The following is a 25,416-nucleotide window of genomic DNA, read 5'->3' as shown; positions in this document are numbered from 1 at the left end:
GTTATAGCGGCTCGTCACCTTGATATAGGCGATCGCCCTCACGGATTTCAGGGGTAGCGCCGACTCTCGTAAGCGTCAATCATAGCTGACCTTGCGCCCGAGATCGGGAGAAAATTAGGGCGGAACTCAGGCCGGTATCTCGATCCAGCGCCGCTCATGGAACGATTGCGCCATGGCATGCACAGATTTCTCGATGCGCAAGCCATCCGTGAAACTCACAACCGACGCCGTTTCGCCGGAAATGGCGTGAATCAACTCGCGGCATTCGATGATCTTAAGGTCGTTGAAACCGAGCCCATGGCCGGGCGCCGGGATGAACCGGTCATAAGGTCTATGGGCCGGCGCGGCGAGGATCTTGCGGAACCCCTGTTCGGTGCCCCTGCCCTCCGCTTGATAAAGCTCGAATTCGTTCATGCGTTCCTGATCGTAGGTGATCGAGCCTTTCGAACCGAAGATCTGCAATGCAATGCGGCCCTTGCGTCCCCAGGCGGAGCGATTCGCCATCAGCACTGCGGAAATGTCGCCACCGAGTCGCATCAGAACATTGGCGACATCGTGATTCTCGACGGCGCGCCGCCCGCCGTCCTTCAACGGCCGTTCGGCATAGGGCTTCACCAAATCGGTGATGACAGCTTCGACATGGCCGAACAGAAACCAGAGCAGCGACAAGGGATGCACGGCGAAATCGTCGAGCGCGCCGTAGCCTCCCGCCAGCTCGCTCTTCCAATAGAAGAAGCTCTCGGGATCGGCCATGAAGTCTTCATCCATTTCGACGCGGACATGGTTGACCTCGCCGATCGCGCCTTCGCCGATCAGCGCCTTGATATGCCGCATAACCGGGTTCTGGATATAATTGTAGCCGAGGATGGCGATCTTGCCCGAGACTTTGGCGGCGCTCAGCATGCGTTCGGCGTCGGCATAGGCGGGCGCCATCGGCTTTTCACACCAGACATGCTTGCCGGCTTCCAGCGCCGCGATCGCCATTTCCGGATGGAATTGATTGGGGGTGGTGACGGAGACGACGTCGACCTCGGGATCGGCAATCAGATCGCGCCAGTCGGCGGTCGTCTTTTCAAAGCCGAATTCGTCGCCACGTTTCTTTGCCAAATCGGGATTGGCTTCCGCGAGATGCACAAGGCGCGGCCGTTCGACATCACCGAAGACGGTCTTGGCCGCGTTCCACGCCAGTGCATGGCATTTGCCCATATAGCCGGTTCCGATCAATCCGACGCCCAACGACTTCATATGCATTTCCCTCCTCAAACCTTCTCCCGAAGCTTCAATGGATTTTTGGAATATTTGGACCGTTTTGACAAGCGGGCTGCCCGATCAATCGGGGTAAGGAATCGGAGGAACGAAATTTATCCTCGCAAATTCATTAGCTTAAAAATAATCGTGCTGAACTAGTCAAAATCCGTTATCGTGCAAAATATGGAATATTTGTTTCATTGACCGGCATAGCGTTGAAAAGGGTGAAGGCATGGACAACGGAATCGAAACGCGAACCAAGGTGCCGCGGGATTTTGAAAGCCTGCGCAGCACCATTATAGAGCGCAAGAACGCCATGCCGAAACGTCTGGCCCAGATCGCCGCTTTCGCACTCGGGAATCCGGATGAAATCGCATTCGGCACCACGGCAAGCATTGCCACGGCGGCAGATGTCCAGCCTTCGACCCTTGTGCGTCTCGCCCATCATCTCGGTTATGAAGGGTTCTCAGACCTGCAGAGCATTTTCCGCGAAAGGCTGCGCGACCGGACGCTGAGTTATGAGGAGCGGCTGATCACGCTGGAACAATCCGGCATCAAGGATGAAGATGCCGGCATTATCTCCGGATTCCTCGCCGCCGCCAGCCAGTCGGTAAACAAACTTGCCGCCACGATCGAGACGGATACGTTTGCCAAGGCGGTGGATGTGCTTGCCGCGGCCGAAACGATCTATCTTATCGCCAAGCGCCGCTCCTATCCGCTTACGGCGCATATGACCTATGCCTTTTCCAAATTGAACATCCGTCATCAGATCGTCGCTTCGCCGAACGGCATTGATGGCGAGCTTGCCCGGTTTGCCACGGAAAAGGATGCGGCGATTGCCGCCAGCTTTTCACCCTATGCCGCCGACAGCCTGGCACAGGCACAGGATCTCGCCGGACGCAAGGTGCCGGTGATCGCCATTACCGATTCAGCCTTTTCGCCGCTGACGGCCTGCGCCACGCACTGGTTCGAGGTGGCCGAGGCTGATTTTGCCGGCTTCCGCTCGCTATCTGCCTCCATGGCACTCATCATGGCCTTCCCCGTCGCCATTGCCGAACGGCGGAGGAAAGATACCGTTGCAAGATCTCATAAAACCAAAATGGAATAAATATTCCGAATTGACAAAATTACGGAACCTATGTTTCATAATATCCATGATCGCGGTCACGGAAGACGGCCGCAAAATCTACCGGAACCTGGACGAAACAAGACAGGCCGGCACTTTCAATGACGCATGACCCATCGAAAACTCAAGAGTTATCGGGATCATGCCTGGACGGGAGGACATCATGGCACACGACAATCCTGGCGCCCGGCCGGAGCCGGCACTCGATGTGATCACCATCGGCCGTTCCTCCGTCGATCTTTATGGACAGCAGATCGGCTCTCGCCTGGAGGATATCGCCTCTCTTGCAAAATCTGTCGGCGGCTGCCCCGCCAATATTGCCATTGGCACGGCGCGGCTCGGCCTGAAGTCCGGCTTGATCACCCGCGTCGGCGACGAGCAAATGGGCCGTTTCATCCGCGAACAGGCGGCGCGCGAAGGCGTCGCGACAGAAGGGATTGCCACCGACAAGGAACGGTTGACGGCTCTCGTGTTGCTTGCGGTCGAGGCTGAGGGCGTCTCGCCGATGATCTTCTATCGGTCCGACTGCGCCGACATGGCGCTCGACGAGGGCGATATCGACGAGATTTTCATCCGCTCGTCCCGTGCCATACTCGTTTCCGGCACGCATTTTTCCAAGCCGAACACGGAGGCCGCCCAACGCAAGGCGATCCGCATCGCCAAGGCGAACGGCCGCAAGGTGATCTTCGATATCGATTACCGGCCGAATCTCTGGGGTCTCGCGGGCCACGCCGAGGGATTCGAACGTTATGTGAAGTCGGATCGCGTTTCCTCGAAAATGAAAGAGACGCTGCCGGATTGCGACCTGATTGTCGGCACGGAAGAGGAAATCATGATCGCCTCGGGCGCCGACGATGTGCTCGGCGCCTTGAAAGAAATCCGCCGCCTTTCCTCGGCAACCATCGTGCTGAAGCGCGGCGCCATGGGCTGCATCGTTTATGAGGGGTCGATTTCCGACGACCTCGAAGCCGGCATCGTCGGCGAAGGTTTTCCAATCGAAGTGTTCAACGTGCTCGGCGCCGGTGATGCCTTCATGTCCGGTTTCCTGCGCGGCTTTTTGCGCGACGAACCACTTGAGACCTGCGCCACCTGGGCCAATGCTTGCGGCGCCTTCGCGGTCTCGCGCCTGCTCTGCTCACCGGAATATCCGACCTGGGCCGAACTCGATTATTTCCTGAAGACGGGCAGCAAGCACCGGGCACTGCGTAAGGATGAGGCGATCAACCATATCCATTGGGCAACGACACGGAACGGCGATATCCCACTCTTGATGGCGCTTGCCATCGATCATCGTTCACAACTCGTCTGCGTCGCCGATGAGTTGGGCGTTTCCCACGACAGGATCGTGGCCTTCAAAAGGCTTGCGGTCGAGGCGGCGGCGCGAGTTTCGGGCGGTCGGTCCGGCTACGGCATGCTGATCGACGAGCGCTTCGGCCGCGATGCATTCTTCGACGCAGCCACCAAGAACTTCTCCTGGATCGGCCGCCCCGTCGAATTGCCGGGTTCGAAGCCGCTGAAATTCGAATTCAGCCAGGATATCGGCTCGCAGCTCACCGAATGGCCCCTCAACCATTGCATCAAATGCCTCTGCTTCTATCATCCCGACGATCCCGCGGAGTTGAAGGCGGAACAGCAGGAGAAGCTGCGCACTTTGTTCGAAGCGGCGCGCAAGGTCGGCCGCGAACTGCTGGTCGAGATCATAGCCGGCAAGAACGGGCCGCTGACCGACGACACGATTCCGAGGGCAATGGTAGAGCTCTACGCGCTCGGCATCAAGCCGGACTGGTGGAAGCTGGAACCGCAGGAATCGACCGCAGCCTGGCAAAAAATCGATGCCGTGATCGCCAAAAATGATCCATTGTGCCGGGGCATCGTGCTGCTTGGCCTGGAGGCGCCGGCGGAGGAGTTGATCCGGAGTTTCGAGGCGACGCTGGCCGCGCCCTCCGTCAAAGGTTTCGCTGTCGGGCGGACGATCTTTTCCGATGCGGCGCGCGCCTGGATGTTGGGCGGCATGAACGACGAAGAAGCGATCGCCGACATGGCCGGCCGCTTCCGGCAATTGACCCAGGCGTGGCTGAAAACCCGCGGATTGGAATAGCTTGGCCCATCGCTCCGAAAAGTGGTCACCAATTTTCGGAGCGATGCGCAAATAATGGACTAAAATGCATTTGGGAGGCGCCCATGGGCAAGACGATCCGATTGACGATGGCGCAGGCCGTCGCGCATTTCCTCAAAAAGCAGATGACCGTGATCGATGGTCGGAAGCTGCCGATCTTTGGCGGCGTCTGGGCGATCTTCGGCCATGGCAACGTCGCCGGCATGGGGGAAGCACTCTATCAGGTGCGCGATGAGCTGCCGACCTTCCGTGCGCATAACGAACAGGGCATGGCACACGCCGCCATCGCCTATGCGAAGACCAGTTTCCGCCAGCGCTTCATGGCCTGCACAACATCGATCGGTCCCGGTGCGCTGAATATGGTGACCGCCGCCGGCGTGGCGCATGTCAATCGCATCCCCGTGCTCTTCCTCCCCGGCGATGTCTTCGCCAACCGCGCGCCCGATCCGGTGCTGCAGCAGATAGAGGCTTTCGGCGACGGCACGGTGTCGGCCAACGATGCCTTCCGTCCGGTTTCGCGCTATTTCGATCGCATCACCCGGCCCGAGCAGATCATCACGGCGCTGAAGCGGGCCATGCAGGTGCTGACGGACCCGCTCGATTGTGGTCCCGTGACGCTCGCGCTTTGCCAGGATGTGCAGGCTGAGGCCTTCGATTATCCGGAAAGCTTCTTCGAGGAACTTGTCTGGACACAGCGCCGCCCGAGGCCGGATGAAGACGAACTGGCAAACGCGATCGCGCTAATCCGCAAATCCGAAAAGCCCGTAATTGTCGCCGGTGGCGGCGTGCTCTATTCACAGGCGACGAAGGAGCTGGCCACCTTCGCGGAAGCTCATGGTGTCCCCGTCGTCGTAACACAGGCGGGCAAATCGGCGATCGACGAGACGCATCCGCTGGCGCTTGGCTCGGTTGGCGTCACCGGCACATCGGCGGCCAATGCCATTGTCGAGGAAACCGATCTGGTAATCGCTGTCGGCACCCGCTGCCAAGATTTCACCACCGGGTCCTGGGCGCTGTTCAAGAACGAAAAATTGTCGATACTCGGTCTCAACATCGCGGCCTATGATGCGCTGAAGCACGATGGCCACCCCTTGGTGACAGATGCGCGCGAAGGATTAAAAGCCCTGTCCGCCGGCCTTTCCGGCTGGAAAGCGCCGGCAGTGCTTGCGGAAAAAGCAACACGGGAAAAGAAGATCTGGCTTGAGGCTGCCGCCAAGGCGATGGCGACGACGAATACCGCCCTACCCTCTGACGCGCAGGTGATCGGTGCGGTCACACGCACCATCGGGGGCGAAAAGAGCATCGTGGTTTGCGCCGCGGGCGGTCTGCCTGGCGAATTGCACAAGCTCTGGCCGGCGACCGCGGCCGCCAGCTACCACATGGAATATGGTTTCTCGTGTATGGGCTACGAGATCGCCGGTGCGCTGGGCGTCAAGATGGCGCGGCCGGAGAAAGATGTCATCGCCATGGTCGGCGACGGCTCCTACATGATGCTGAATTCAGAACTGGCGACCTCAGTCATGCTCGGCCTGAAGATCACGGTCGTCCTGCTCGACAACAGGGGCTTTGGCTGCATCAACCGTCTGCAGATGGCGACCGGCGGCGCGAACTTCAACAATCTCTTGAAGGATGCCCGTCACGAGGTGATGCCGGAGATCGATTTCCGGGCGCATGCCGAGAGCATGGGCGCCGTGGCCGTCAAGGTCGCATCCATCGCCGAACTGGAACAGGCAATCGAGGCTTCGAAGAAGAACGACCGGACCTCAGTCATCGTTATCGACACCGACCCGCTAATCACCACGGAAGAAGGCGGGCATTGGTGGGATGTCGTCGTGCCCGAGGTCAGCCCGCGCGCCGAAGTCAACAAGGCCCGCGCGGACTATGAGCAGGCACGCAACTCCCAGCGCATCGGCTGATCGATTTCCGTGATTTATCTGAAGGAGCGTTTCAACTCCTCCAACAATGCTTTCAAGGAGACCATTGATGAAGGCCAAACTCGGCATGTCGCCCATCGCCTGGTGGAACGACGATCTTCCTGAGCTCAGCGACGACGTATCTCTCGAGGAGTGTCTGCGCCAGTCGCGTAGCGCCGGCTTCACCGGTATGGAGCAGGGCCGGCGTTTCCCCGGCAATCCTGATGAGATGTTGCCGATCCTGCGCGCTGCTGACGTGACGCTTTGCGGCGGCTGGTTCTCGGGCACGCTGGTGAACGAGGAACTTGGCGCGAACAAGGACCGCATCGCGCCGATGATCGAACTGTTCAAGGCAGTCAATGCGCCTTGCATTGTTTATGGCGAAGTTGGCCGTTCCATCCAGGGCGACCGCTCCAAGCCGCTCGCCACCAAGCCGCGCCTCTCGGATGGCGAGATGAAGGCCTATGCGCGCCGCGTGACCGAGTTCGGCGAATGGTGCGCTCAGCAGGGCATGCCGCTCTCTTATCATCATCACATGGCAGCCGTCGTAGAAACCGAGCCGGAACTCGACGCCTTCATGCGCAACTCCGGCGAAGGTATTCCGCTTCTGCTCGATGCGGGTCACTTGGCCTTTGCCGGCGGCGACGTCCTGCGCGCCATCGACCACCACCACGTCCGCATCAACCACGTTCACGTCAAGGATATCCGCAAGCCGGTTATCGATGGGCTGGATCGCAGCCGGCAGTCCTTCCTCGATGCGGTGGCGCTCGGCGCATTCACGGTGCCGGGCGATGGCTCGCTCGATTTCGGCGCTATCGTCCAGCGTTTGGCGGATTACGGTTATGAAGGCTGGTTTGTCGTCGAGGCCGAACAGGACCCGCGCAAGGCTCCGCCGCAGAAGATGGCCGCGATCGGCCATGCCGAATTGATGCGCGTCATGACGGCGGCCGGTTACGCGGTGGAAACCGAGGGCTTTCCCAAGGGGTAGAGGGAACCGAATGCCTCTCCCCAAGCAACGAAGGAAAACACCAATGCCAAATCTCAAGGTCAAACCTGATGGCTCGCATGGTCGCGTCACCCATGTCACGCCCGAAAGCGCCGGGTGGGCCCATGTCGGATTCGATCTCCATCGCCTGAAGCCGGGCGAGTCGGCTTCGGCCGAAACCGGCGATCGCGAGGTCTGCCTCGTATGGATCAGCGGCAAGGGAAACGCCAAGGCAGGCACGAAGGATTTCGGCTCGCTCGGCCAGCGAATGTCTCCTTTCGAGGGCGCCCCCCACGCGCTCTATGTTCCAGCAGGATCGACCTGGTCGGTGACCGCAGAGACCGCGCTGGAACTTGCCGTCTGCTCGGCACCGGGCGGCGGCTCCTATGAAGCCCGCGCCATCCCACCGGGAACCCATCCGGCACTGACGCGCGGCAAGGGCACCAATGTCCGCTACGTCAACAACATCATGCCGGAGGACGATGGCGCGGCGCATTCCCTGCTGGTGGTCGAGGTCATCACGCCGGGCGGCCATACCTCGTCCTACCCGCCGCACAAGCACGACCGGGACAACTTGCCGAACGAAAGCTTCCTGGAAGAGACCTACTACCATCGCCTGAACCCGCCGCAGGGTTTCGGTTTCCAGCGCGTCTATACCGACGATCGCTCGCTCGACGAAGTTATGGTGTTGGAGGACGGCGACGTGACGTTGGTACCGAGGGGATACCACCCCTGCGCCGCCTGCCATGGCTACGACCTCTACTATCTCAACGTCATGGCCGGTCCGAAACGCATCTGGAAGTTCTACAACGCGCCGGAACATGAGTGGCTCCTCAAGGCCTGATTGCGCTGAACCATAAATGACCGCGTCTCAAGGACGCTGCCTTTTTGCTCATGCCGGCAGCAGACCGTATCGCCAGCCGCGGTCCCTGGCGTTGCGCGACAATACCAGCCAGGCGAGCAGGAACATTCCCGCCTCGGCGAATACCGGCACCATCCAAATTCCGGTTTCACCGAAGATGAAGGGCAGCAGGAATGTCAGCGGCAGCGTAAAGAAATAAGGCCGTGCCAGGCCGAAGATCGCGCCCCGCTTTGCGTCGCCGATCGACTGGAAATAGGACGACAGCACGATCATCTGTCCGAAGAGGAAATAAGCGCCGACCGTCCACGGCAATATCCGTCCCACCTCGGCAATTATGACGGAATCGCCGACGAATATGCTGCCCAGCCTGCTCGCGAACTTTTCGACGACCAGCTCCACCACAGTGCAATAGACTAGCGCCGACACCATGGCGATCTGCAGGCTCCGGCCCACGCGGGCGGGAAGTGCTGCGCCGTGATTATGACCGGCTATCGTCTGCAGAGCGATGCTGAGACCGAGCAGCGGCAGATAGGCGAAGGTCATCACCCGGGTGATGATTCCGTAAGCGCCGACGGTCGCGACATAGTCTCCCTGATGCCAGATCGACAGGTTGAAGAGGATCGATGCCGAACTCAGGGATATACCGATGAACCCCAAGCTCATCGGCGCGCCGAACGCGACGATCCCGAGCCATTCAGCCATTGGGAATGATATCGATGGCCTGAGCGCGCCTGGCTGCCGCCATCGATAGAACAGGACGATAGCTAGGCAAATGAATTGTGCCGCGATCGAACCGGTGGCGGAACCGACGACGCCCCAATGCATCACTCCCATCAGCAGCCAGTTGGCAACGATGTTGAGGAGCGTCGAAGCAAGCGTCACCAGCGTCATGAAGCCGATCTTGCCTTCGCAACGCAGGGCATCGATATGCACCGACAACAGGAAACTCACAGGAGCAAAACCGGCCATGGTTCCCATAAAAACTGCGGCATTGCCGGCGACGGCGACATTGCCTCCTGCGCTCGCGGCAACGATTTGCTGTCCGGTGGCCCAATAGACGGCGTTGACCAGGATCACCACCGCCAAGGCCAGGCCATGGGCGGCGCTAAAAACCTGTGTTGCGCCCGTCCGAGCTCCCGCCCCCAACCGGCGCGCCAGGATGCTCGCCATGCCGTTGGAGACCAGGGATTGCAGAGCGATCAGCAGCATCAGTGCCGGAAAAATGAGGCTGACCGCGGCGAGAGCATCAGCACCTACATAGATGCCGAGGAAATAAGCGTCGACCACGGCAAACAGGCCGTTGATGGTTGTGATCATGATGATCGGCGCGGCCGTGCGGGCAAAGACGCCCGGCAGCCAGCCGCTCAGGAACATGTTGCTTTCGGAATGATTCGTCATGGAAAGATCCAGGCAGCATCGCGCACCGTCAGATGATGGCAGCGGTCGATTGATGAAAGGATGAATATTAGATGTCCAGTACCAGATGCGGGACGCCATCCGAGGTCTTGCGCGGCGAAATGCCGTTGACATCGATCTGGGCGTTAATGCGCTGGCGAAAGGCCGAGAAGCTCTCGAAGGTCACGACGTCCACCGGAGTGTCGAAATGGATGGTGATCCTGCAAAGCCCGCCGGACTGCTCCGTGAGCGCCAGCACCTTGCCGGTGAAGGGCTGGTTCAGATAGCGGCCACGAACCGCGGTCCCGACGACACCCGGCGCTTTGGACGCCGCATTCGGGCTTGCCGCAAGTGCCGACAGCGTGTTCCAGTCGCGCAGCCCGTATTGCTTGGCGACCAGTTCCAAGGCCGCACTATGGGCCATATCGTCGCCGCGCGCGGCCATAGCCTGTCGCAGACGTTTGGCCTGCTCTTTCAATTCATTGATGGACGGATAGATCGTCGTCACGGAGTAAGCCTCTCATAGGCATGCGTTTACGACTGAAGATCGGAGCTCGCATTACCGCCAGTCAGCATGCGCCAGATGGCTGTGACTACATCGCGAGGGCTTCACCATGGATCTTCATCCGCGAGCGGCCGGTGCCTCGAACCGGATTTTCGTATGATCGAAGCCAGAGCCGATGTCAAGACGAAGCGACAGGGCCGCCAGCAAGCGATACCGCGTAGGCCCGAGCATAACGAGACGGCGGTATTTTCACGACTTCGCGTCTCTTCAAGCGACTAGATGGCGCTCAATCTGATCGACAGGAAAATTCGTCAAGTCCTTGGCGACTTCGGCCACGATGACCGCCTGCGAATGAGCCCCGAGATGAGGCCGCAGAACGCCGAGTGCGCGGGGCGGCGCCACAAGGATGAGGCGGTCGATGCCCTTCGTCTGCACGAGTGCATCGATCTTCGCCGCAACGCCCTTCAAGAACTCTGCCGCTGCCTGTTCATGCCATTCTGTTTCTTCGACGGCGCTGCCCGCGAAACCTTCGGCTTGGTGTGTGCGTCCCGGCTTGTCTGCGCCGAGTTCTCGATCCGGTGGATGCGGCTGCTCCATGGTTTCGCAGGTTCGCAAATGTGGATGCTGGCCGCCATTCGAACACTTCAGGATCAGCGCCTTGGCGCCGTCGCAAACGACGACCCAGGTTCCCCGCGAGAATTTGATATCGACCATCGTCCCGTCCTCATTCTGCATATCACTGCAAAAAACCGCCGACAAAAGAGAACGTCTCATGACGCGAAGGGTTCAAAAACTGCATGTCTGGCGCACGATGTCACCCAAACGGGTGAAAAACGCCCGATTCGTTAAAATTCGATCGGCGCAGTTGACGCTTATGCAAAATCTCCATGCAAGGTTCATGCTGTAACCGAGATGAATTCGGCAGCCTCAAACGGGGAATGACAATGCTTCGCGCAACGCATCTGGCGAAAGTCAAATCCGAAGTCTACGAACACAGGTGGGAACGATTCTTCGTTCAGCGGCCGGCTCGCCTCATTGCCGTGCGCCCGTGTCTGACAGGCATTTCAGTGCGCAGCGCCGAGATCGTCGATATCTCACAGGGCGGCGCAAGTTTCGTCGTCGGCACGACCGTAGGCCTACCGGCACATTATTATCTGAACATCCTTGGCCTTGCCTATCGCATCGCCTGCGCCGAGATCAATCGCATGGACAATCGCGTCAACGTCCGCTTCATCAACCTGATCGAACCGGAAACATTGAGACGCGTCGTGCGCGCCGATTTCATGATCGGCAACACCGAGGCGCTTGCGGCGCGCGGCAATCGGCAAACGGTATAAATTGGCTGCGTTTAACCCGAAGCGCACGAGCGGTCTTGCTGGCCGTGCTTAAGATGAAGCTGCGGCAAGAGCGATCAAGGTGATAAAGACACTCAGTGGGGCAAGGTGTGAGTACTCGCGGTGGCGCAGAACAGTTAACAGCGCGGCCGCGACGATGATCGCCCCAAGCACCACGCCGATAGTGCGGCTAACAGGAAGCGCAATCAGGACGGCGCTCAATATCTCCAGGCCACCAGTGAAAATACCCCACCAACGCGGATAGCCCCACCGAACGAAACCGCTTCGCGCTTCGGACGTCCCGATCGCGTTGACAAGGCCTGCGCCAAAGAATGCGGCAACCAAGAACCAGATTGAAAGAACGTGAACCATCTTATTGTGCGCCGATTGTCATGGGGATGGCGGCCACGGCCATAATCGCCGCCGTGAGGCCGTGGACGCCGAAGGCGCTTTTGGTGGAGCCTTTCGCAGCGAGGATGAGCAGCATGTCGCCGAAGGGAATAATCGTCTCCACCAAGAGAACGATGCCGATCTCCCGTTGAGTACCCCACACCATAAACGCAAGAACGAGTAATCCCGCTACGATGTCGCGAACGCCCTTGAGGCGAAGCCACCAAGGAATATTTGGGCCCTCTTCAGGAAGCGGCAGGCCAAAACTGCGCGTTGTGGTCATTGGGCTCGCAACATAGCTGGTGCCGATCGCGATTATCGCGAGGGCTATAAGCAAACCGATCCCGTTAACAAGCCAGTACATTTTGCATTGATCCTAGCGGCGAAATTTTATCTATCATCGCTAGATAATGTCTTAGCATTGCTCGCTTGTCAAGCATTGCTATAATTTTGCCATCTATTTGCCCGCGGACTGGAGATTTTCGAATGAGTATCGCAGACCGAAAAAGCAGAGAACGGGCCGAACGCGAAGATCGCATAATCGCGGCAGCACAAGCGATCGCGGAAAGCGAAGGGTGGGATGCCGTTACGGTCCGCCGTCTGGCAAAAGAAATCGAATATAGCCAGCCTGTCCTCTACTCGCATTTCGTGAACAAGGATGCCATCGTTGCAGCAGTTGCAGTCGAAGGCTTCAAGGAGCTCGCAACCATTCTTCGGTCAGCTGCAGACGGGGCGAAGGGACGGCGAGACGCCCTCACAGATGTCGCCAAGGGCTACTTTGCTTTCGCCCTAGATCGCCCGGCACTCTACGAAGCCATGTTCATACTGCCGACCCAATTGAGGTTCGCCGAAGCTGAAACGAGATCGGAACTTCGAGCCGGTTTCGAAGCAATTGCAGCAGCGGCGTCTCCGTTCTGCGCTGATGTGGAGATCGTAACCGAGACTTTCTGGGCAGCCCTCCATGGGCTTGCCGAGCTCGAACGCTCGGGCCGCGTTAGGCCCGGTATGCGTGACAAGCGCATCGCACTTGTTGTTCAGGCGATTGTGAATGCAGGAAACGCCGCGCCCAGCTGAGGTCATGTCATTCGGTCGAATGGCCGCTCATTGCGCAATCCGAAAGCAGAGCTTTTCCGCTCTTGCAACCACGCGCCAAGGGCCTATTGTGCTGCGCCTTGCAACTGAATTCGGGAAACAAAGCCAGCATGTCCGCCTTTTCGCGCTTCACGCCGCTGATCAGCGCCCTTCCCTCCACCGTGCCCTTCGTCGGCCCGGAAGCTCTTGAACGCCAGCGCGGATTGACCGTTAAGGCACGTATCGGCGCCAATGAAAATGGCTTCGGCCCGGCCCCCTCCGTCATCGAGACCATGCACGAGCAGGCCGGCGACATCTGGATGTATAACGATCCCGAAAATTTCGCGCTGAAAGAAGCGCTCGCCGCGCATGTCGGTGTCAAGGCCGCGAATATCGCCGTCGGCGAAGGTATCGACAGCTTGCTCGGTCTGATCGTCCGCATGGTCGTCGAGCCGGGTGCACCGGTCGTTACCTCGCTTGGCGGCTACCCGACCTTCAATTTCCATGTCGCCGGCTTCGGCGGACGATTGGTGACGGTACCCTATGTCTACGATCGCGAGGATCTCGACGGTCTATTAGAGGCGGTCAAGCGCGAGAATGCGCCATTGGTCTATTTCGCCAACCCCGATAATCCGATGGGGAGCTGGTGGGATGCCGACAAGATCGTCACCTTTGCCCGCGCTCTGCCGGAAAGCTGCCTGCTCATTCTCGACGAAGCCTACAGCGAGACCGGGCCTGCCAGCTCGTTGCCCGATATCTCTGCGCTGATCGACCTGTCGAACGTGCTGCGCACCCGCACCTTCTCCAAGGCTTATGGCCTCGCGGGCGCCCGTGTGGGCTATGCCATCGGCGTGCCGGAAACGGTGCTCGCTTTCGACAAAATCCGCAATCACTTCGGCATGAACCGGCTGGCGACGGCGGCCGCACTGGCGGCACTGAAGGATCAGGCCTACCTCGCCGAAGTCGTCGGCAAGATTCGCGCCGCCCGCGAGCACATCGGCATGATCGCCCGGGACAACGGGCTTTCGCCGCTTGCCTCCGCTACCAATTTCGTCGCCCTCGATTGCGGCCGCGACGGCGTCTACGCACGCGCCATTGTCGATGGGCTGATCCAGCACGGCGTCTTCATCCGCATGCCAGGTGTGGCGCCGCTCAATCGCTGCATCCGCGTCAGCGTCGGCCCCGAACGCGATCTTGACCTTCTGGCCGAAACACTTCCGAAGGTGTTGAAGGCGATCGGCTGACACCGGGAACGACGAGAAACCGCGCCGGCTTTATTCCCAGCCGGTCGCGGTTTTCTTGATGTTGGCAACGCGCAACAGCCGCGTTGCCAACACCCACTTCCGGGTTGTTATTCTCTCAGATCAATAGGGCAGCTTCAGTGCGTGGTCATCCACTCGCGGGCGGCGCGGAGTGCTGCGGCGAGTTCCATCTTGGTCAGCGAGGCTGAGACGTCCGCGCGAAGCTCGGCGGCGCGGTCGCTGCCCTTGATGGCGGCGATATTCAACCATTTGTGGGCGGCAACAAGGTCGGCCTCGCAGCCCCTACCGGTCGCATAGATCACGCCCAGTTCACAGAGAGCGTCAGCGCTGTTGCCACCCATCATGGCCATTTCGGATGTCGGTATTTCGAAGCGTGCCATCGGTTTAATCCCTGTTTCAGATTATTCGTTATCGACCCTGTTTTTCCTTCCGGACCTTGCCATCTATCGCGGCTTGATGATCCTTCCAGTCGGCGGGTTTGCCCCGCTCGTTTGATGGCTCCACTATCGCAGACGGCTTTCAAAAAACGGCTAAAATGCATGCTTAATTCGATGCAAACAAAGTACAAATGCTTTGTAAACTTGGGGTTTTGTTAAACATCGCTTCCCCTGCAAATTAAGGATTTTCGAGCGGGTTTTACACATCGTTAAGGTTTAGATCTAAACCCTTCGTTCACCACGAAAGCAGCCATCAAAAACAAGGCACGTTATTTTTCAGCGAGACGCTGACGCCCAGGAAGCCATAAATTCGCGCGCCACAAGGAGTATTTACCTTTACGTTCGCGCTGGATAGTTTCAGTGCAGCCCCGGCCCCAGTGCCGGAGAACCATGGGGGAAGAAAGCTATGATCCGTGCTACCATTCTCGCAGCCGCGCTGGTCTTCAGCGCGAGTGCAGCTTTGGCTGACGAACCAATTGTCGGCAATTGGAAGACTACTGAGGGCGAGACCGCCGCCATCGCGCCATGCGGCAGCAGTTACTGCGTGACGCTGAAGACCGGGAAATATGCCGGTCGGCAGATCGGCAAAATGCAGGGCAAGGACGGCACCTACACTGGCCAACTCACAGACCCCGAGGCCAACAAGACCTATGACGGGTCCGGGACAGTAAAAGGCAATACGGTGAAAATGCAGGGCTGCGTAATGAAGGTCTTCTGCAAATCACAAACTTGGACGAAGCTTTAGAAAGTACTTCGTCCGGGGGACGTAAGGCCAATTCAATACGTCCCCCGCCCCCGGAAGACCTTCGGCCCAAGGTTACGCGCGCTAATCTTTCTGAACGCCGGATGAACTGGTATCTCAGCACCTGTTCAGCCTGACCATGGCAAAACAGTGTCCAGCATAGGGCACGGGTAGGGCCAGGAATTATGAACAGGATCATCATAGCGCGGCGCTTCGCCATCATCATGCTGTCTGCCGCCATCTTCGCGATCACGTTTTCGATGGCGGTCGACAATACCGGCCGCAGCGGCGCACAATCGCATTTCGGTGCAAGCTTCACCTGCCTGCAGACCGGCAGCCCCTATTGCACGGCCGTGCAGTAGTCGGCAATTTTTCACCGATCTTCGAGCATCGAGCCGCAAAACCGCATGAAAAATAGCTGCGAAAATCCTGGACGGTGCCTTGCAACGTCGTTTGCTTGTTAAGGACGACACTCTATAATAGCTCATGAGCAACAGAATCTCCCCTTTTTCACCCCTCGATATTTCCTCACCCACTCCGTTTCAGCCGCAGAGCTTCGATGACCCGGCCAAGGCAGTCGATGCGCTCACCGAGCTTTATGAGCGCAATACAGCTTTCCTCATCGACAGCTTCACCAAGCTCGCCAAGGGCGCGCCGATCACGGCACGCTACCGCGCTTTCTATCCGCAGGTCTGCATCGAGACGACGAGCTTTGGCCATGTAGACACGCGCCTCTCCTACGGCCACGTCACCGCGCCAGGCGTCTACACGACCACCATCACCCACCCGCAGCTCTTCCGGCACTATCTGAAAGAGCAATTGGCGCAGCTGATGCGCAGCCATAATGTGCCAGTGCTCGTGTCTGAATCAACGACACCCATCCCCCTGCATTTCGCCTTCGGTGAAGGCGCGCATGTGGAAGCCTCCGCCACTGCTTTCGAAGATATTCCGCTGCGTGATCTCTTCGATGCGCCGGATCTGAACACCACCGACGACGAGATTGCCAACGGCGAATATATCCCGCCGCCGGGCGAACCATCACCATTGGCGCCGTTTACCGCGCAACGTATCGACTATTCGCTCGCGCGCCTCGCTCACTATACCGCGACCAGTGCGACGCATTTCCAGAACTTCGTGCTTTTCACGAACTACCAGTTCTATATCGACGAATTCTGCAACTGGGCGCGCGACCTGATGGCCAAGGGTGGCGACGGCTACACTGCCTTCGTCGAACCGGGCAACATCATCACGCTGCCCGGCTCCAGCCAACCGGAGGGCAACGCGACCCCGCCACGGTTGCCGCAGATGCCTGCCTATCACCTAAAAAAGAAAGGTCATGCCGGCATAACCATGATCAATATCGGCGTCGGCCCCTCCAACGCCAAGACGATCACCGACCATGTCGCCGTGCTCCGCCCCCATGCCTGGCTGATGCTTGGCCACTGCGCCGGCTTGCGCAACAGCCAGCGGCTCGGCGACTATGTGCTGGCGCATGCCTATATGCGCGAGGATCACGTTCTCGACGACGACCTTCCGGTATGGGTGCCGATCCCGGCGCTCGCCGAAGTGCAAGTGGCACTGGAAGCGGCGGTCGCCGAGATCACCGGCTACGAGGGTTTTGAGCTGAAACGCATCATGCGCACCGGCACGATCTGCACGATCGACAATCGCAATTGGGAACTGCGCGACCAGGCCGGTCCCGTCAAGCGGCTGTCGCAGGCGCGCGCCGTGGCGCTCGACATGGAGTCGGCGACAATTGCCGCCAACGGTTTCCGCTTCCGCGTTCCCTACGGCACGCTGCTCTGCGTTTCGGACAAGCCACTGCACGGCGAGTTGAAACTGCCAGGTATGGCGACCGCCTTCTATCGGACGCAGGTGAACCAGCATCTGCAGATCGGCATCCGCGCCATCCAGAAGCTGGCGGCAATGCCGCCAGAAGCGCTGCATTCACGCAAGCTGCGCAGCTTCTTCGAAACCGCGTTTCAGTGACCTATCGATAAGGCAGCAATCACAGTTTACAGAGGGAATGCATGTTGTGGATGAGCTTTGATGGCGGTTCGACGATCGGCCTTCATGGTTCGGAACGCGGCGTCCCTGTTTTGGACGAAGAACATAGCGCCGGCGCGCGCGTCACGCTTGAGAGGTGTGATCGCGTGCCATTTGCCGCTAGCTGCCGCCCCTGCGGCAATATGGTCCACACCGTTTTTATGGGCAGCGCCCAGGAGGCGCTGGGACCTTCCGTGCGATCAAGACAAATCTTGAAGAGCTAATCGCAATCTGGCCTGAATACGGTGCACCGGCCGATCTAGTGTCCAGATTTTAGGTTGCCATCTCGGATTTTGTACAGCGCATTTGACGCAGCTCTCTATTTCCTAAGTGCGGGTCTGGGGTAGCTTCAATTGTTCCGCTCTCCATTGCTCCCACTTACGCCGGAGTTCGCCGGCGCGCAGGCCAATGGTTTCATCGGACGGAACTGCCCTTGTGATCCTGTCGCAGCGGAAGTGCCTGAAATCCTGCCGTAATTCGCACCAAGCGACCAGCAGACGATGGCTCTCCGCATAGCCGAGGATGACCGGCCACACAATGCGGTCCGTTATCTCGCCGTTCTCCGCTCGATAGCAAAGCGCCAATTTGCGTCTCTGACGGATCGCTTCCCGGATCTGGGCAACATCAATGATTTCCATTGACGGACGTGAACCTGGTCTCACGCCTGTGCTTGGCTCGGTGATAAACGGTCGCAAATTTTCAGGGACAGCGGCCGAAATTTTGACGATGACATCACGGGCGGCATTGGCGATGAGAGTGTCGGAACAACCAACGACCCATTGGGCGCCCAGTATCACAGCCTCGATTTCATCAGGCGTAAGCATAAGCGGCGGCATGTCGTAAGCGGAATCGAGCAAATAGCCGAAGCCGGCTTCACCCGAAATCGGCACCCTCTGGCCCACGAGATCTCCAATGTCGCGGTAAACGGTGCGTTTCGAGACCTCAAGTTCTTCCGCTAGGTCGGCGGCAGTCACCCGCCGGGTACTACGACGCAAGATTTGAATGATCTGAAACAGGCGATCGGCTCGACGCATATGCTGACTCCTGCTGCCATAATGGTGGCAACAGGGCTGTGCGACAAGCTCCATCATGTCAATTGGAGCCTACAATGAAATTTGCATCGACACGCATCATCACCGCGAACATCAAGCAACTGGCCGCCTTCTACGAGATGATCACAAACCTGAAAGCGCAGTGGCTAGCGCCGGTCTTTGCCGAGATCGTCTTGCCTGGAGCCGTACTGGCGATTGGTTCATCGGAAACGGTTGCGCTCTGGAAGGAAGGCAGCGCCGAACCATGCGCCAATCGCAGTCTCGTCCTGGAGTTTCAGGTCGACGATATCGACGCCGAATATGCTCGTCTCAAAGACAAAGTGCCCCTTGTGCATGAACTCAAGACAATGCCTTGGGGCAACACAACGTTTCAGTTTCGGGACCCCGATGGAAATGCCGTTTCACTTTATATGCCGAGTACCGACGAAGCAAAGAAGCGATTTGCCGTCAGATAAAGTGCGCACCGCAATTAAAAAAAGTCGGAGTTTCGCGACACACATTCCGCACTTCAGTTCGGGCGGGTGCCTCGCCCCTCATTCTTTTCCCTCCGGCATCAGCCGCATTTGATCGACAGCTGCTACTTGCGGCCGATTGGTCGCTGGATCTGCTGCCCAATTGAGGCAGAGGATCAGAACCGCAATGGCGGCAAAACCAATCATGGTACGAAGAACGACCTTACCGAGCCCGACCGGCTCCATCAGATCTTTCTCCGAAACTGTCTTCCTGCACCAGTGATTCACCAGAGCTGTTTCTAAGGTGTGCATCTCCGTCTCTCCTGTGGCGATGATGGAACCTTGTCGAGCAGCTTTGCTCTTTTTCGACAGCGATGAAATTTTTTGTCATGCTGCCGATCGGGATGTCGATTTGCCCGCGGCCCGCTCGTCTATGGGTGTCAGCAAACGCAAAGAGGAGGCGCTGCGTTGAAATATCTTTGCCAGGTCTGGTTCGACGGCACGAAGTTCGATGCCATGACGAAAGAAGAAAAGCACAGGCTCGATTCGGATTCGCTTGCCTACGACCGGGATCTGGCTGCAAGCGGCCATATGATCCATGCCGAAGCGCTGCAATCGCCACGATCGGCCGTAACGGTGCGGGTGCGTGGCGGGGAAACGTCGGTGACCGACGGCCCGTTCATCGAAACCAAGGAGCATCTTGGCGGCTTCATCCTGATCGAGGCCAAGGACCTGAACGACGCTATCCGTGTGGCGGCCGGTATTCCGATGGCAAAGCTCGGCAGCATCGAGGTGCGGCCGATCTATTCCTTCGGTCCTGAAGAGTGAGGAGGCGACAATGAAATTTCTCTGCCAGGTCTGGTTCGAAACCGCCGAGATTATCACCCTCACCGAGGAAGAAGGACGGAGGCTCACACAAGAGTCCATCGATAACGACAACAGGCTGCGCAACAGCGGACATATAATCGTGGCGAACGCACTGCGCGCGCCGGAGACTGCCAGAACGGTTCGAGTGCGCAAAGGCGGAGCCACAGTCACGGACGGCCCTTTTGCCGAAATGAAAGAGCATCTCGGCGGCTTCGTGCTGATCGAGGCCAAGGATATCGACGAGGCGACCAGCATCGCCGCCACGTTCCCCGTCGCCCGATATGGAATAATCGAGGTCCGTGCGGCCTATGACATCCGGTTTCCGAACGAATAAGCAAAGAACGAGAGGACATGGATATGCGGTTCTTATGCTTGATCTACATGCCGGCCGACTTGGAAAGCACGCTGACCCCCAGCGAGGGCGATACGCTGATCGCCGAACATTTCGCGTATGACGAGGGCCTGAGACGCTCGGGCACGTTGGTTCTCTCGGACGCACTTGAGATGCCTGATAAGGCGATCGTCATCCGCCCGCCTGGATCCGCCCTTGCCACTACAGACGGCCCATTCGCGGAGACGAAGGAACATCTGGCCGGCTTCTATGTCGTCGAGGCGGTTGATCCGGCCGGTGCAACCGAAATTGCCCGGCGCATCCCCTCGGCCCAATACGGCGCCATCGAAATCCGTCCGATCCGGATATTGACCCTTCCCAGCACCTGATAGGAGAACAGAAGACCGCCGTGTCGCTGAACGAAACAATCGACGATATCTACCGGCGTCAATCGCGCCGCGTCCTTGCAACGCTGATCCGCCTGCTCGGCGATTTCGACCGGGCGGAGGAAGCGCTTCATGACGCCTTTGCTGTAGCGGCCCAGCAATGGACGGAAGAGGCTATCCCGGCCAACCCCTATTCCTGGCTGGTTTCGACCGGCCGCTTCCGGGCGATCGACCACATCCGGCGGCGAGCGCGTTTCAACGCCTCGGAGGCAGATATCGCAGACAGCCTGTACCCGGAGGGCGAATTGACAGAGATCGCCGAAGGCGAAGAGATCGAAGACGATATGCTCAGGCTGATCTTCACTTGCTGCCATCCTCTCATCCCTGCAGACGCCCAGATGGCAATGGCTCTGCGCGAGGTCTGCGGCCTGACAACGGAAGAAATCGCCCATGCTTTCCTCATCTCCGCGCCGACCGTCGCCCAACGCATCGTTCGCGCCAAGAACCGCATTCGCGCCGCCCGCATCCCCTATGAGGTCCCGGCAAAGCCGGAATTGCCGGAGCGCTTGGCGCAGGTGCTGCATGTCATCTATCTCGTCTTCAACGAAGGCTATTCCGCCTCTTCCGGTGCCGCGATCGTCCGCGCCGACCTCGCCGCCGAAGCCATTCGTCTCGGCCGCCTGCTTCTGGGGTTGCTGCCCGATCCAGAGGTTGCCGGACTGCTGGCGATGATGCTTCTGCAGGATTCGCGGCGGCTGGCGCGCGCGAGCGCTTCCGGCGATCTCATCCTACTTGCGGATCAGGATCGCCGGCTTTGGGACAATGGTAGAATCCGCGAGGGATTAACCTTCGCGGCAGAGGCGATGGCGTGCGAAAGCGTCGGCAGCTATGCGCTGCAGGCGGCAATTGCTGCCGAGCACGCACGCGCGTCAACGGCGGCGCGAACGGACTGGCGGCGGATCGTGGCGCTTTACGACCTGTTGCTGGTGGCGCATCCATCTCCGGTCATCGAACTCAACCGGGCGGTCGCAGTTTCAATGTGTAATGGGCCGGCGGCCGCACTCGAGATCGTCGACGACCTCCTGAGTGAAGACCGGTTGGCTCGATACCATCTGGCCCACGCTGCAAAGGCCGATTTCCTGCGCCAACTCAGCCGTCAAGATGAAGCGCGACAGTCCTATGAGGCGGCGCTTTCACTTTGCCATCAGGCGCCTGAGCAGGCGTTCCTGCGCAAGCGGCTAACGGAACTTGGCGACAGCGCTCAAAGATAGGCCGATTCAGTGGCGCTTCTTTGAAATCACCAGGGCAAGAGCCGTTCCCGTCAAAGCCGAAACGATGATCAGGAGATGCGCGTTGATGCTGGCCTGGGCCAAGTTGTCGAGCGCGGCGTTTTGTCCCGGCGCTCCGAATGCGATCGCGCCGGCGGTGATGCCGGCCGGATAAGTGCCGACCCCACCGGGCGCGTGCACCGGTAGCACAGAGGAAAGCTCGCCACCAAGCGCGCCGCCGAAACTTGCCGACAGCGGCGTGACATTCATCAGACGAAGCGCCCAGGCGAGCACCACGACCTTCACCAGCCAATTGACCACCGTCGCCAGCCAAGCGCGGGCAAAAGCACCGGCATTCGCCGGCAGGCCGCGTTCCAGTTCATGCACCAATCCCTGCGCCTTCTTCGGCAATGCTCTGGCGGCAAATTTGATTAACGGCCGGCGCAGAGCAAAACCGGCGACCGGCAAAAGCAGGAAGACAAGCCATATGACCAAGGCAAGAGCGCGATAGGGCGAGGCCAGTGCCAGGCCAATGCCCGCGGCGGCGAGCAACGCATGCAGGTCGAACAGCCGCATGACGAATAGCGCCGAAGTCCCGCGCGCCAGGGGAATACCGAACTCGGAACGCATCAGCACCGGAAAGCTGGTCTCCCCGGTGCGGAGGGGCATCATGATGTTGAGAAGATTGTGGATCTGCGTCACGCGGAAGAGCGCCGTGAAATGGCCACCGGTCTCTTTCGGGAAATAATCGTAGATGCGCCAGGTGCGCAGGAAATATGTGCTGGTCAGCAGTGCCAGTGCCAACAGAATGGGCAGGACGCCAACTTTGCCCCATTGCCCCAGGATCGAACTCCAGCCCCAGAACCATTCGATGAAGGCGGCATAGCCAAGAACGACGGCCGATGTCAGCAGCGTCATGCGATTGCGAATAAACCAGTTCTGTCGGCTGGCAACCATCGGAGTCTTCATGTAGTTAAGGCACCCAATGCGAGCGGAGGCTGACGCCGGACATGTCGCTCGTTCCGTCCGGCCGGTTCTGCCGGTCTTTTAGGAGAAAGAAGAGTTGCAGACAACGGCAGAGTCGATCCGCCCCCTGACCGACACAGTAAGTACCACTGAACTTTCGCTGGTCGTACCTGTCTTTAATGAAGAAGAAAGCGTCGGACCGCTGATCGAGCGCATCTGTTCCGCCATGGTGGGTTTCATCAAACCCTGGGAACTGATTCTGATCGACGACGGCAGCACTGATGCCACGCTTGCCAATGCGCGCCGGTCGCTCGGGCGCGAGGGGCTGACGCTGCGCATTGTCGAGCTGCAACGCAATTTCGGCCAGACGGCGGCCATGCAGGCCGGCATCGACACCGCCAACGGCCGGCTGATCGCCACGATGGACGGCGATTTGCAGAACGATCCGAAAGATATCCCCTCGATGGTCGAAGAGTTGGAACGTCGGCATCTCGACCTGCTCGTTGGCTGGCGCAAGAACCGGCAGGACGGGCTTTTCCTGCGCAAGATCCCCTCCTGGTGCGCAAACTATCTCATCGGCCGCATCACCGGCGTCAAGCTGCACGATTATGGCTGCAGCCTGAAAATCTACCGTGCCTCGATCATCAAGCAGGTGAAGCTGATGGGCGAGATGCATCGCTTCATCCCCGCCTGGGTCGCCGGTGTCGTACCGAGCTCGCGGATCGGCGAAGTGGTGGTAACCCACCACGCGCGCGAGCACGGCACATCGAAGTACGGAATTTCGCGCACCTTTCGTGTCATCCTCGACCTGCTGTCGGTCATGTTCTTCATGCGCTACAAGGCGCGGCCGGGCCATTTCTTCGGCTCTCTCGGCCTCGGCCTCGGGGCGCTCGCCGGCCTGATCCTGCTATGGCTCTTTGTCGATAAGTTCATCTTCGGCGACGATATCGGCAACAGGCCGCTGTTGCTGGTCGGGGTCGTGCTCCTGCTGTCGTCGGTGCAGATGATCACCACAGGCATTTTGGCCGAGATGATCGCGCGCATCTATTATCGTGACGATTTGTCGCCGAACTACATCGTCCGCAAGATCTTCGATCGGGATAATCAGGATGCATAGGCTTCTGGTCCGCCGACCGGATACCATCATCCCTTTGTTTGCCGGTTACTTCCTCCTTGAATTCCTGGTGCGGCTCGCCATGCCGCACGGCATGCGCTACGACGAGTCACAGCAGGCGCTTTTCTCGCAATGGCTGACACTCGGCTACGATTCGCAGCCGCCGCTCTACAACTGGGTGCAGGCGCTGGCGGTATCCGCCTTCGGACTGTCACTGGCGACGATATCCATCGTCAAGAACATCGTGCTGTTCCTGGTGTTCCTCAGCTATTACAAGCTGGCAAAGCTGGTGCTGTCCGACAAGGTTTTGGCGGCGATCGCCACGCTGTCGTTGTTCACCATTCCACAGCTCTTCTGGGAGGCACAGCGTGATCTGACGCATACGGTCGCGCAGCTTCTGACGATCAATCTCTTCCTCTATGGTGCAATCCGCACGCTGAAGACGCCAAGCACGGGTTCCTACGTGTTCACGGGCATAGCGCTCGGCCTCGGCATGCTGTCGAAATATAATTTCGCCCTACTTGCCATCGCGGCCATCGTCGCCGTCATGGTGCATCCGCAGGGACGTTCGCGCATCTTCAACTGGCGCTTTCTGCTGACGCTCGTAATCGCCCTGTTGATCTTTTTGCCGCACGGGCTCTGGCTGATCCACAATCTCGATATTGCCTCGGGGCGGACCTTGGGGATCATGGAGGAGGGTGCCCCGCAAAGCGCCTTTGCTAAGCTGGTGCAGGGGCCATTGGAATTTGTAAAATTGGTCGTCGTCATCTGCGCACCGACGCTCGTCGTTTATTTGTTGGTCTTCGGCAAGAGCCTCTTCAAAAAACTGGGGCACTCGAACGAATGGACTCGTTTTTTTGGAATCCTCTTCGCTGCCATCGCTGTGCTGGTGCTGATCCTGATCGTCGCAATTGGCATGACAGCGCTGCGGGACCGGTGGCTCTTGCCCTTCCTGTTCCTGCTGCCGATCTATCTGTGCCTAAAGATTGAAGCGGCCGGCATCAAGGCGGCGGATTTCGGCAAGCGCTTCTTCTATATTCCGCTTGCGATGATGCTGATCATTCCGGCGCTACTCTTGATCCGTGTCACTTTTCCGACGCTCTTCGGCTCCTATGATCACTACAACACGCCCTACCCCGCCTTCGTGAGCCAAGCCCTGACGTTGGAGGGCAAAACGCCGGGACTGGTGCTGACGGACAACTGGCTGCAGGCCGGTAATCTGCATTTGCAACTGCCGCACGTGCCGGCCATGTCACTGTTCTTCGGAAATCTGAAGACAAACTTTCAATGGAGCGGCGACAAGCCGATCCTCGTCGTCTGGCGGCCGGGCAAGAACGCCGACGGTGTGCCGGCGGCATTAACGAACTGGTTGCAGGAAACGCTCGGTTCGCAATATCGGGAGCCGGACGTCAAGCTCGCGAATGTCCAATACATCCACGGAAAGCCTGGCGACATGGCGACCTTCGGCTATTTCTGGATCTATCCGAAATAAACACCGATTATCCGATCCGCGGAACTGCTCTCCATTCTCAACTTCTAGGCCATAAC

The 25,416-nt window shown here is 58.9% G+C and carries 28 protein-coding genes; 18 read left to right on the top strand and 10 right to left on the bottom strand.

Features of this window, described 5'->3' with window-relative positions; all coding sequences use genetic code 11:
* Positions 1 to 126: 126 nt before the first annotated feature.
* A complete protein-coding gene (locus PY650_RS02010; protein WP_285877400.1) occupies positions 127 to 1,245 on the bottom strand; it encodes a Gfo/Idh/MocA family protein in 1,119 nt (372 codons plus the stop codon).
* Positions 1,246 to 1,480: 235 nt separating this feature from the next.
* On the opposite strand from PY650_RS02010, the gene PY650_RS02005 reads away from it, so the two are divergent.
* The 5 genes from PY650_RS02005 (at position 1,481) to iolB (ending at position 8,232) form a co-directional block, all read left to right on the top strand.
* Entirely contained in the window at positions 1,481 to 2,356 is an 876-nt protein-coding gene (locus PY650_RS02005; protein ID WP_285877399.1) for a MurR/RpiR family transcriptional regulator, read from the top strand.
* A 181-nt stretch (positions 2,357 to 2,537) separates the two neighbouring features.
* Positions 2,538 to 4,472, top strand: a complete 1,935-nt coding sequence (locus tag PY650_RS02000; RefSeq protein WP_285877398.1) for a bifunctional 5-dehydro-2-deoxygluconokinase/5-dehydro-2-deoxyphosphogluconate aldolase — start codon at positions 2,538 to 2,540, stop codon at positions 4,470 to 4,472.
* A gap of 83 nt (positions 4,473 to 4,555) precedes the next feature.
* Entirely contained in the window at positions 4,556 to 6,406 is a 1,851-nt protein-coding gene (gene iolD, locus PY650_RS01995; protein ID WP_285877397.1) for a 3D-(3,5/4)-trihydroxycyclohexane-1,2-dione acylhydrolase (decyclizing), read from the top strand.
* A gap of 67 nt (positions 6,407 to 6,473) precedes the next feature.
* Positions 6,474 to 7,391 carry a myo-inosose-2 dehydratase gene (gene iolE / locus PY650_RS01990; protein ID WP_285877396.1) on the top strand — a complete coding sequence of 306 codons (918 nt, stop codon included), beginning with the start codon at positions 6,474 to 6,476 and terminating at the stop codon, positions 7,389 to 7,391.
* 43 nt (positions 7,392 to 7,434) lie between these two features.
* Entirely contained in the window at positions 7,435 to 8,232 is a 798-nt protein-coding gene (iolB, locus tag PY650_RS01985; RefSeq protein WP_285877395.1) for a 5-deoxy-glucuronate isomerase, read from the top strand.
* 48 nt (positions 8,233 to 8,280) lie between these two features.
* Here iolB and PY650_RS01980 read toward each other — a convergent pair whose 3' ends face one another.
* The 3 genes from PY650_RS01980 to PY650_RS01970 form a co-directional block, all read right to left on the bottom strand.
* Positions 8,281 to 9,648, bottom strand: a complete 1,368-nt coding sequence (locus tag PY650_RS01980) for an MATE family efflux transporter (RefSeq protein ID WP_285877394.1) — start codon at positions 9,646 to 9,648, stop codon at positions 8,281 to 8,283.
* Positions 9,649 to 9,715: 67 nt separating this feature from the next.
* The gene (locus PY650_RS01975) at positions 9,716 to 10,153 is read right to left on the bottom strand and encodes a glyoxalase superfamily protein (RefSeq protein ID WP_285877393.1); all 438 of its coding nucleotides are present in this window, start codon (positions 10,151 to 10,153) and stop codon (positions 9,716 to 9,718) included.
* A gap of 264 nt (positions 10,154 to 10,417) precedes the next feature.
* Positions 10,418 to 10,864, bottom strand: a complete 447-nt coding sequence (locus tag PY650_RS01970) for a baeRF12 domain-containing protein (protein ID WP_285877392.1) — start codon at positions 10,862 to 10,864, stop codon at positions 10,418 to 10,420.
* Between the two features lie 224 nt (positions 10,865 to 11,088).
* Here PY650_RS01970 and PY650_RS01965 point away from each other — a divergent pair, with 224 nt between their 5' ends.
* The gene (locus PY650_RS01965) at positions 11,089 to 11,487 is read left to right on the top strand and encodes a PilZ domain-containing protein (RefSeq protein ID WP_285877391.1); all 399 of its coding nucleotides are present in this window, start codon (positions 11,089 to 11,091) and stop codon (positions 11,485 to 11,487) included.
* Positions 11,488 to 11,535: 48 nt separating this feature from the next.
* Here PY650_RS01965 and PY650_RS01960 read toward each other — a convergent pair whose 3' ends face one another.
* Both PY650_RS01960 and PY650_RS01955 read right to left on the bottom strand, forming a co-directional pair.
* Positions 11,536 to 11,856: a DoxX family protein gene (locus PY650_RS01960; RefSeq protein WP_285877390.1), complete on the bottom strand. Its 321-nt coding sequence runs from the start codon at positions 11,854 to 11,856 to the stop codon at positions 11,536 to 11,538.
* A gap of 1 nt (position 11,857) precedes the next feature.
* Entirely contained in the window at positions 11,858 to 12,238 is a 381-nt protein-coding gene (locus PY650_RS01955; protein ID WP_285877389.1) for a DUF4267 domain-containing protein, read from the bottom strand.
* A 122-nt stretch (positions 12,239 to 12,360) separates the two neighbouring features.
* Here PY650_RS01955 and PY650_RS01950 point away from each other — a divergent pair, with 122 nt between their 5' ends.
* Together PY650_RS01950 and PY650_RS01945 are read left to right on the top strand one after the other, a co-directional pair.
* Positions 12,361 to 12,948, top strand: a complete 588-nt coding sequence (locus tag PY650_RS01950) for a TetR/AcrR family transcriptional regulator (protein ID WP_285877388.1) — start codon at positions 12,361 to 12,363, stop codon at positions 12,946 to 12,948.
* 128 nt (positions 12,949 to 13,076) lie between these two features.
* Positions 13,077 to 14,189 (top strand): pyridoxal phosphate-dependent aminotransferase, encoded by a 1,113-nt coding sequence (locus PY650_RS01945; protein WP_285877387.1) that lies wholly within the window; start codon positions 13,077 to 13,079, stop codon positions 14,187 to 14,189.
* 134 nt (positions 14,190 to 14,323) lie between these two features.
* Here the strand turns inward: PY650_RS01945 and PY650_RS01940 are convergent, their stop codons facing one another.
* Complete coding sequence (locus PY650_RS01940) at positions 14,324 to 14,587, bottom strand: sel1 repeat family protein (protein WP_285877386.1); 264 nt, start codon at positions 14,585 to 14,587, stop codon at positions 14,324 to 14,326.
* Between the two features lie 463 nt (positions 14,588 to 15,050).
* Between PY650_RS01940 and PY650_RS01935 the strand changes: the two genes are divergently transcribed.
* From PY650_RS01935 to PY650_RS01925, 3 genes are all read left to right on the top strand, one after another.
* Positions 15,051 to 15,389 (top strand): DUF2147 domain-containing protein, encoded by a 339-nt coding sequence (locus tag PY650_RS01935; RefSeq protein ID WP_285877385.1) that lies wholly within the window; start codon positions 15,051 to 15,053, stop codon positions 15,387 to 15,389.
* 182 nt (positions 15,390 to 15,571) lie between these two features.
* Entirely contained in the window at positions 15,572 to 15,748 is a 177-nt protein-coding gene (locus tag PY650_RS01930; protein ID WP_285871688.1) for a hypothetical protein, read from the top strand.
* Between the two features lie 124 nt (positions 15,749 to 15,872).
* A complete protein-coding gene (locus tag PY650_RS01925; protein ID WP_285877384.1) occupies positions 15,873 to 17,375 on the top strand; it encodes an AMP nucleosidase in 1,503 nt (500 codons plus the stop codon).
* Between the two features lie 383 nt (positions 17,376 to 17,758).
* Here the strand turns inward: PY650_RS01925 and PY650_RS01920 are convergent, their stop codons facing one another.
* Positions 17,759 to 18,466, bottom strand: coding sequence for a helix-turn-helix transcriptional regulator (locus tag PY650_RS01920; protein WP_285877383.1), 708 nt, complete (start codon positions 18,464 to 18,466; stop codon positions 17,759 to 17,761).
* Positions 18,467 to 18,540: 74 nt separating this feature from the next.
* On the opposite strand from PY650_RS01920, the gene PY650_RS01915 reads away from it, so the two are divergent.
* The gene (locus tag PY650_RS01915; protein WP_285877382.1) at positions 18,541 to 18,939 is read left to right on the top strand and encodes a VOC family protein; all 399 of its coding nucleotides are present in this window, start codon (positions 18,541 to 18,543) and stop codon (positions 18,937 to 18,939) included.
* Between the two features lie 78 nt (positions 18,940 to 19,017).
* On the opposite strand, the gene PY650_RS01910 is transcribed toward PY650_RS01915, so the two are convergent.
* On the bottom strand, positions 19,018 to 19,248 hold the full coding sequence (locus PY650_RS01910) for a hypothetical protein (RefSeq protein WP_285877381.1): 231 nt from the start codon (positions 19,246 to 19,248) through the stop codon (positions 19,018 to 19,020).
* 156 nt (positions 19,249 to 19,404) lie between these two features.
* Between PY650_RS01910 and PY650_RS01905 the strand changes: the two genes are divergently transcribed.
* The 4 genes from PY650_RS01905 to PY650_RS01890 are packed head-to-tail and all read left to right on the top strand — an operon-like array spanning position 19,405 to position 21,791.
* Positions 19,405 to 19,764, top strand: a complete 360-nt coding sequence (locus PY650_RS01905) for a YciI family protein (protein WP_285877380.1) — start codon at positions 19,405 to 19,407, stop codon at positions 19,762 to 19,764.
* 10 nt (positions 19,765 to 19,774) lie between these two features.
* Entirely contained in the window at positions 19,775 to 20,137 is a 363-nt protein-coding gene (locus tag PY650_RS01900; protein WP_285877379.1) for a YciI family protein, read from the top strand.
* Positions 20,138 to 20,160: 23 nt separating this feature from the next.
* On the top strand, positions 20,161 to 20,523 hold the full coding sequence (locus PY650_RS01895) for a YciI family protein (RefSeq protein WP_285877378.1): 363 nt from the start codon (positions 20,161 to 20,163) through the stop codon (positions 20,521 to 20,523).
* 26 nt (positions 20,524 to 20,549) lie between these two features.
* A complete protein-coding gene (locus PY650_RS01890; RefSeq protein ID WP_285877565.1) occupies positions 20,550 to 21,791 on the top strand; it encodes an RNA polymerase sigma factor in 1,242 nt (413 codons plus the stop codon).
* A 6-nt stretch (positions 21,792 to 21,797) separates the two neighbouring features.
* On the opposite strand, the gene PY650_RS01885 is transcribed toward PY650_RS01890, so the two are convergent.
* Entirely contained in the window at positions 21,798 to 22,757 is a 960-nt protein-coding gene (locus PY650_RS01885) for a lysylphosphatidylglycerol synthase domain-containing protein (protein ID WP_285877377.1), read from the bottom strand.
* 94 nt (positions 22,758 to 22,851) lie between these two features.
* On the opposite strand from PY650_RS01885, the gene PY650_RS01880 reads away from it, so the two are divergent.
* Entirely contained in the window at positions 22,852 to 23,871 is a 1,020-nt protein-coding gene (locus PY650_RS01880; protein ID WP_285877376.1) for a glycosyltransferase family 2 protein, read from the top strand.
* Positions 23,864 to 25,360, top strand: coding sequence for a glycosyltransferase family 39 protein (locus tag PY650_RS01875; protein WP_285877375.1), 1,497 nt, complete (start codon positions 23,864 to 23,866; stop codon positions 25,358 to 25,360). The genes PY650_RS01880 and PY650_RS01875 overlap by 8 nt, the downstream gene beginning before the upstream one ends.
* Positions 25,361 to 25,416 lie beyond the last annotated feature (56 nt).

It is taken from the genome of Martinezella calliandrae (assembly GCF_030272695.1).
GTDB lineage: Bacteria > Pseudomonadota > Alphaproteobacteria > Rhizobiales > Rhizobiaceae > Rhizobium > Rhizobium calliandrae.
This window is presented reverse-complemented; position numbering and strand designations above follow the sequence as displayed.

Excerpts from the sequence above, each read along its gene's own strand:
- PY650_RS02010 (WP_285877400.1), bottom strand. The coding sequence starts at position 1,245 with ATGAAGTCGTTGGGCGTCGGATTGATCGGAACCGGCTATATGGGCAAA.
- PY650_RS02005 (WP_285877399.1), top strand. The coding sequence starts at position 1,481 with ATGGACAACGGAATCGAAACGCGAACCAAGGTGCCGCGGGATTTTGAA.
- PY650_RS02000 (WP_285877398.1), top strand. The coding sequence starts at position 2,538 with ATGGCACACGACAATCCTGGCGCCCGGCCGGAGCCGGCACTCGATGTG.
- iolD (WP_285877397.1), top strand. The coding sequence starts at position 4,556 with ATGGGCAAGACGATCCGATTGACGATGGCGCAGGCCGTCGCGCATTTC.
- iolE (WP_285877396.1), top strand. The coding sequence starts at position 6,474 with ATGAAGGCCAAACTCGGCATGTCGCCCATCGCCTGGTGGAACGACGAT.
- iolB (WP_285877395.1), top strand. The coding sequence starts at position 7,435 with ATGCCAAATCTCAAGGTCAAACCTGATGGCTCGCATGGTCGCGTCACC.
- PY650_RS01980 (WP_285877394.1), bottom strand. The coding sequence starts at position 9,648 with ATGACGAATCATTCCGAAAGCAACATGTTCCTGAGCGGCTGGCTGCCG.
- PY650_RS01970 (WP_285877392.1), bottom strand. The coding sequence starts at position 10,864 with ATGGTCGATATCAAATTCTCGCGGGGAACCTGGGTCGTCGTTTGCGAC.
- PY650_RS01965 (WP_285877391.1), top strand. The coding sequence starts at position 11,089 with ATGACAATGCTTCGCGCAACGCATCTGGCGAAAGTCAAATCCGAAGTC.
- PY650_RS01960 (WP_285877390.1), bottom strand. The coding sequence starts at position 11,856 with ATGGTTCACGTTCTTTCAATCTGGTTCTTGGTTGCCGCATTCTTTGGC.
- PY650_RS01955 (WP_285877389.1), bottom strand. The coding sequence starts at position 12,238 with ATGTACTGGCTTGTTAACGGGATCGGTTTGCTTATAGCCCTCGCGATA.
- PY650_RS01950 (WP_285877388.1), top strand. The coding sequence starts at position 12,361 with ATGAGTATCGCAGACCGAAAAAGCAGAGAACGGGCCGAACGCGAAGAT.
- PY650_RS01945 (WP_285877387.1), top strand. The coding sequence starts at position 13,077 with ATGTCCGCCTTTTCGCGCTTCACGCCGCTGATCAGCGCCCTTCCCTCC.
- PY650_RS01940 (WP_285877386.1), bottom strand. The coding sequence starts at position 14,587 with ATGGCACGCTTCGAAATACCGACATCCGAAATGGCCATGATGGGTGGC.
- PY650_RS01935 (WP_285877385.1), top strand. The coding sequence starts at position 15,051 with ATGATCCGTGCTACCATTCTCGCAGCCGCGCTGGTCTTCAGCGCGAGT.
- PY650_RS01930 (WP_285871688.1), top strand. The coding sequence starts at position 15,572 with ATGAACAGGATCATCATAGCGCGGCGCTTCGCCATCATCATGCTGTCT.
- PY650_RS01925 (WP_285877384.1), top strand. The coding sequence starts at position 15,873 with ATGAGCAACAGAATCTCCCCTTTTTCACCCCTCGATATTTCCTCACCC.
- PY650_RS01920 (WP_285877383.1), bottom strand. The coding sequence starts at position 18,466 with ATGCGTCGAGCCGATCGCCTGTTTCAGATCATTCAAATCTTGCGTCGT.
- PY650_RS01915 (WP_285877382.1), top strand. The coding sequence starts at position 18,541 with ATGAAATTTGCATCGACACGCATCATCACCGCGAACATCAAGCAACTG.
- PY650_RS01910 (WP_285877381.1), bottom strand. The coding sequence starts at position 19,248 with ATGCACACCTTAGAAACAGCTCTGGTGAATCACTGGTGCAGGAAGACA.
- PY650_RS01900 (WP_285877379.1), top strand. The coding sequence starts at position 19,775 with ATGAAATTTCTCTGCCAGGTCTGGTTCGAAACCGCCGAGATTATCACC.
- PY650_RS01895 (WP_285877378.1), top strand. The coding sequence starts at position 20,161 with ATGCGGTTCTTATGCTTGATCTACATGCCGGCCGACTTGGAAAGCACG.
- PY650_RS01885 (WP_285877377.1), bottom strand. The coding sequence starts at position 22,757 with ATGAAGACTCCGATGGTTGCCAGCCGACAGAACTGGTTTATTCGCAAT.
- PY650_RS01875 (WP_285877375.1), top strand. The coding sequence starts at position 23,864 with ATGCATAGGCTTCTGGTCCGCCGACCGGATACCATCATCCCTTTGTTT.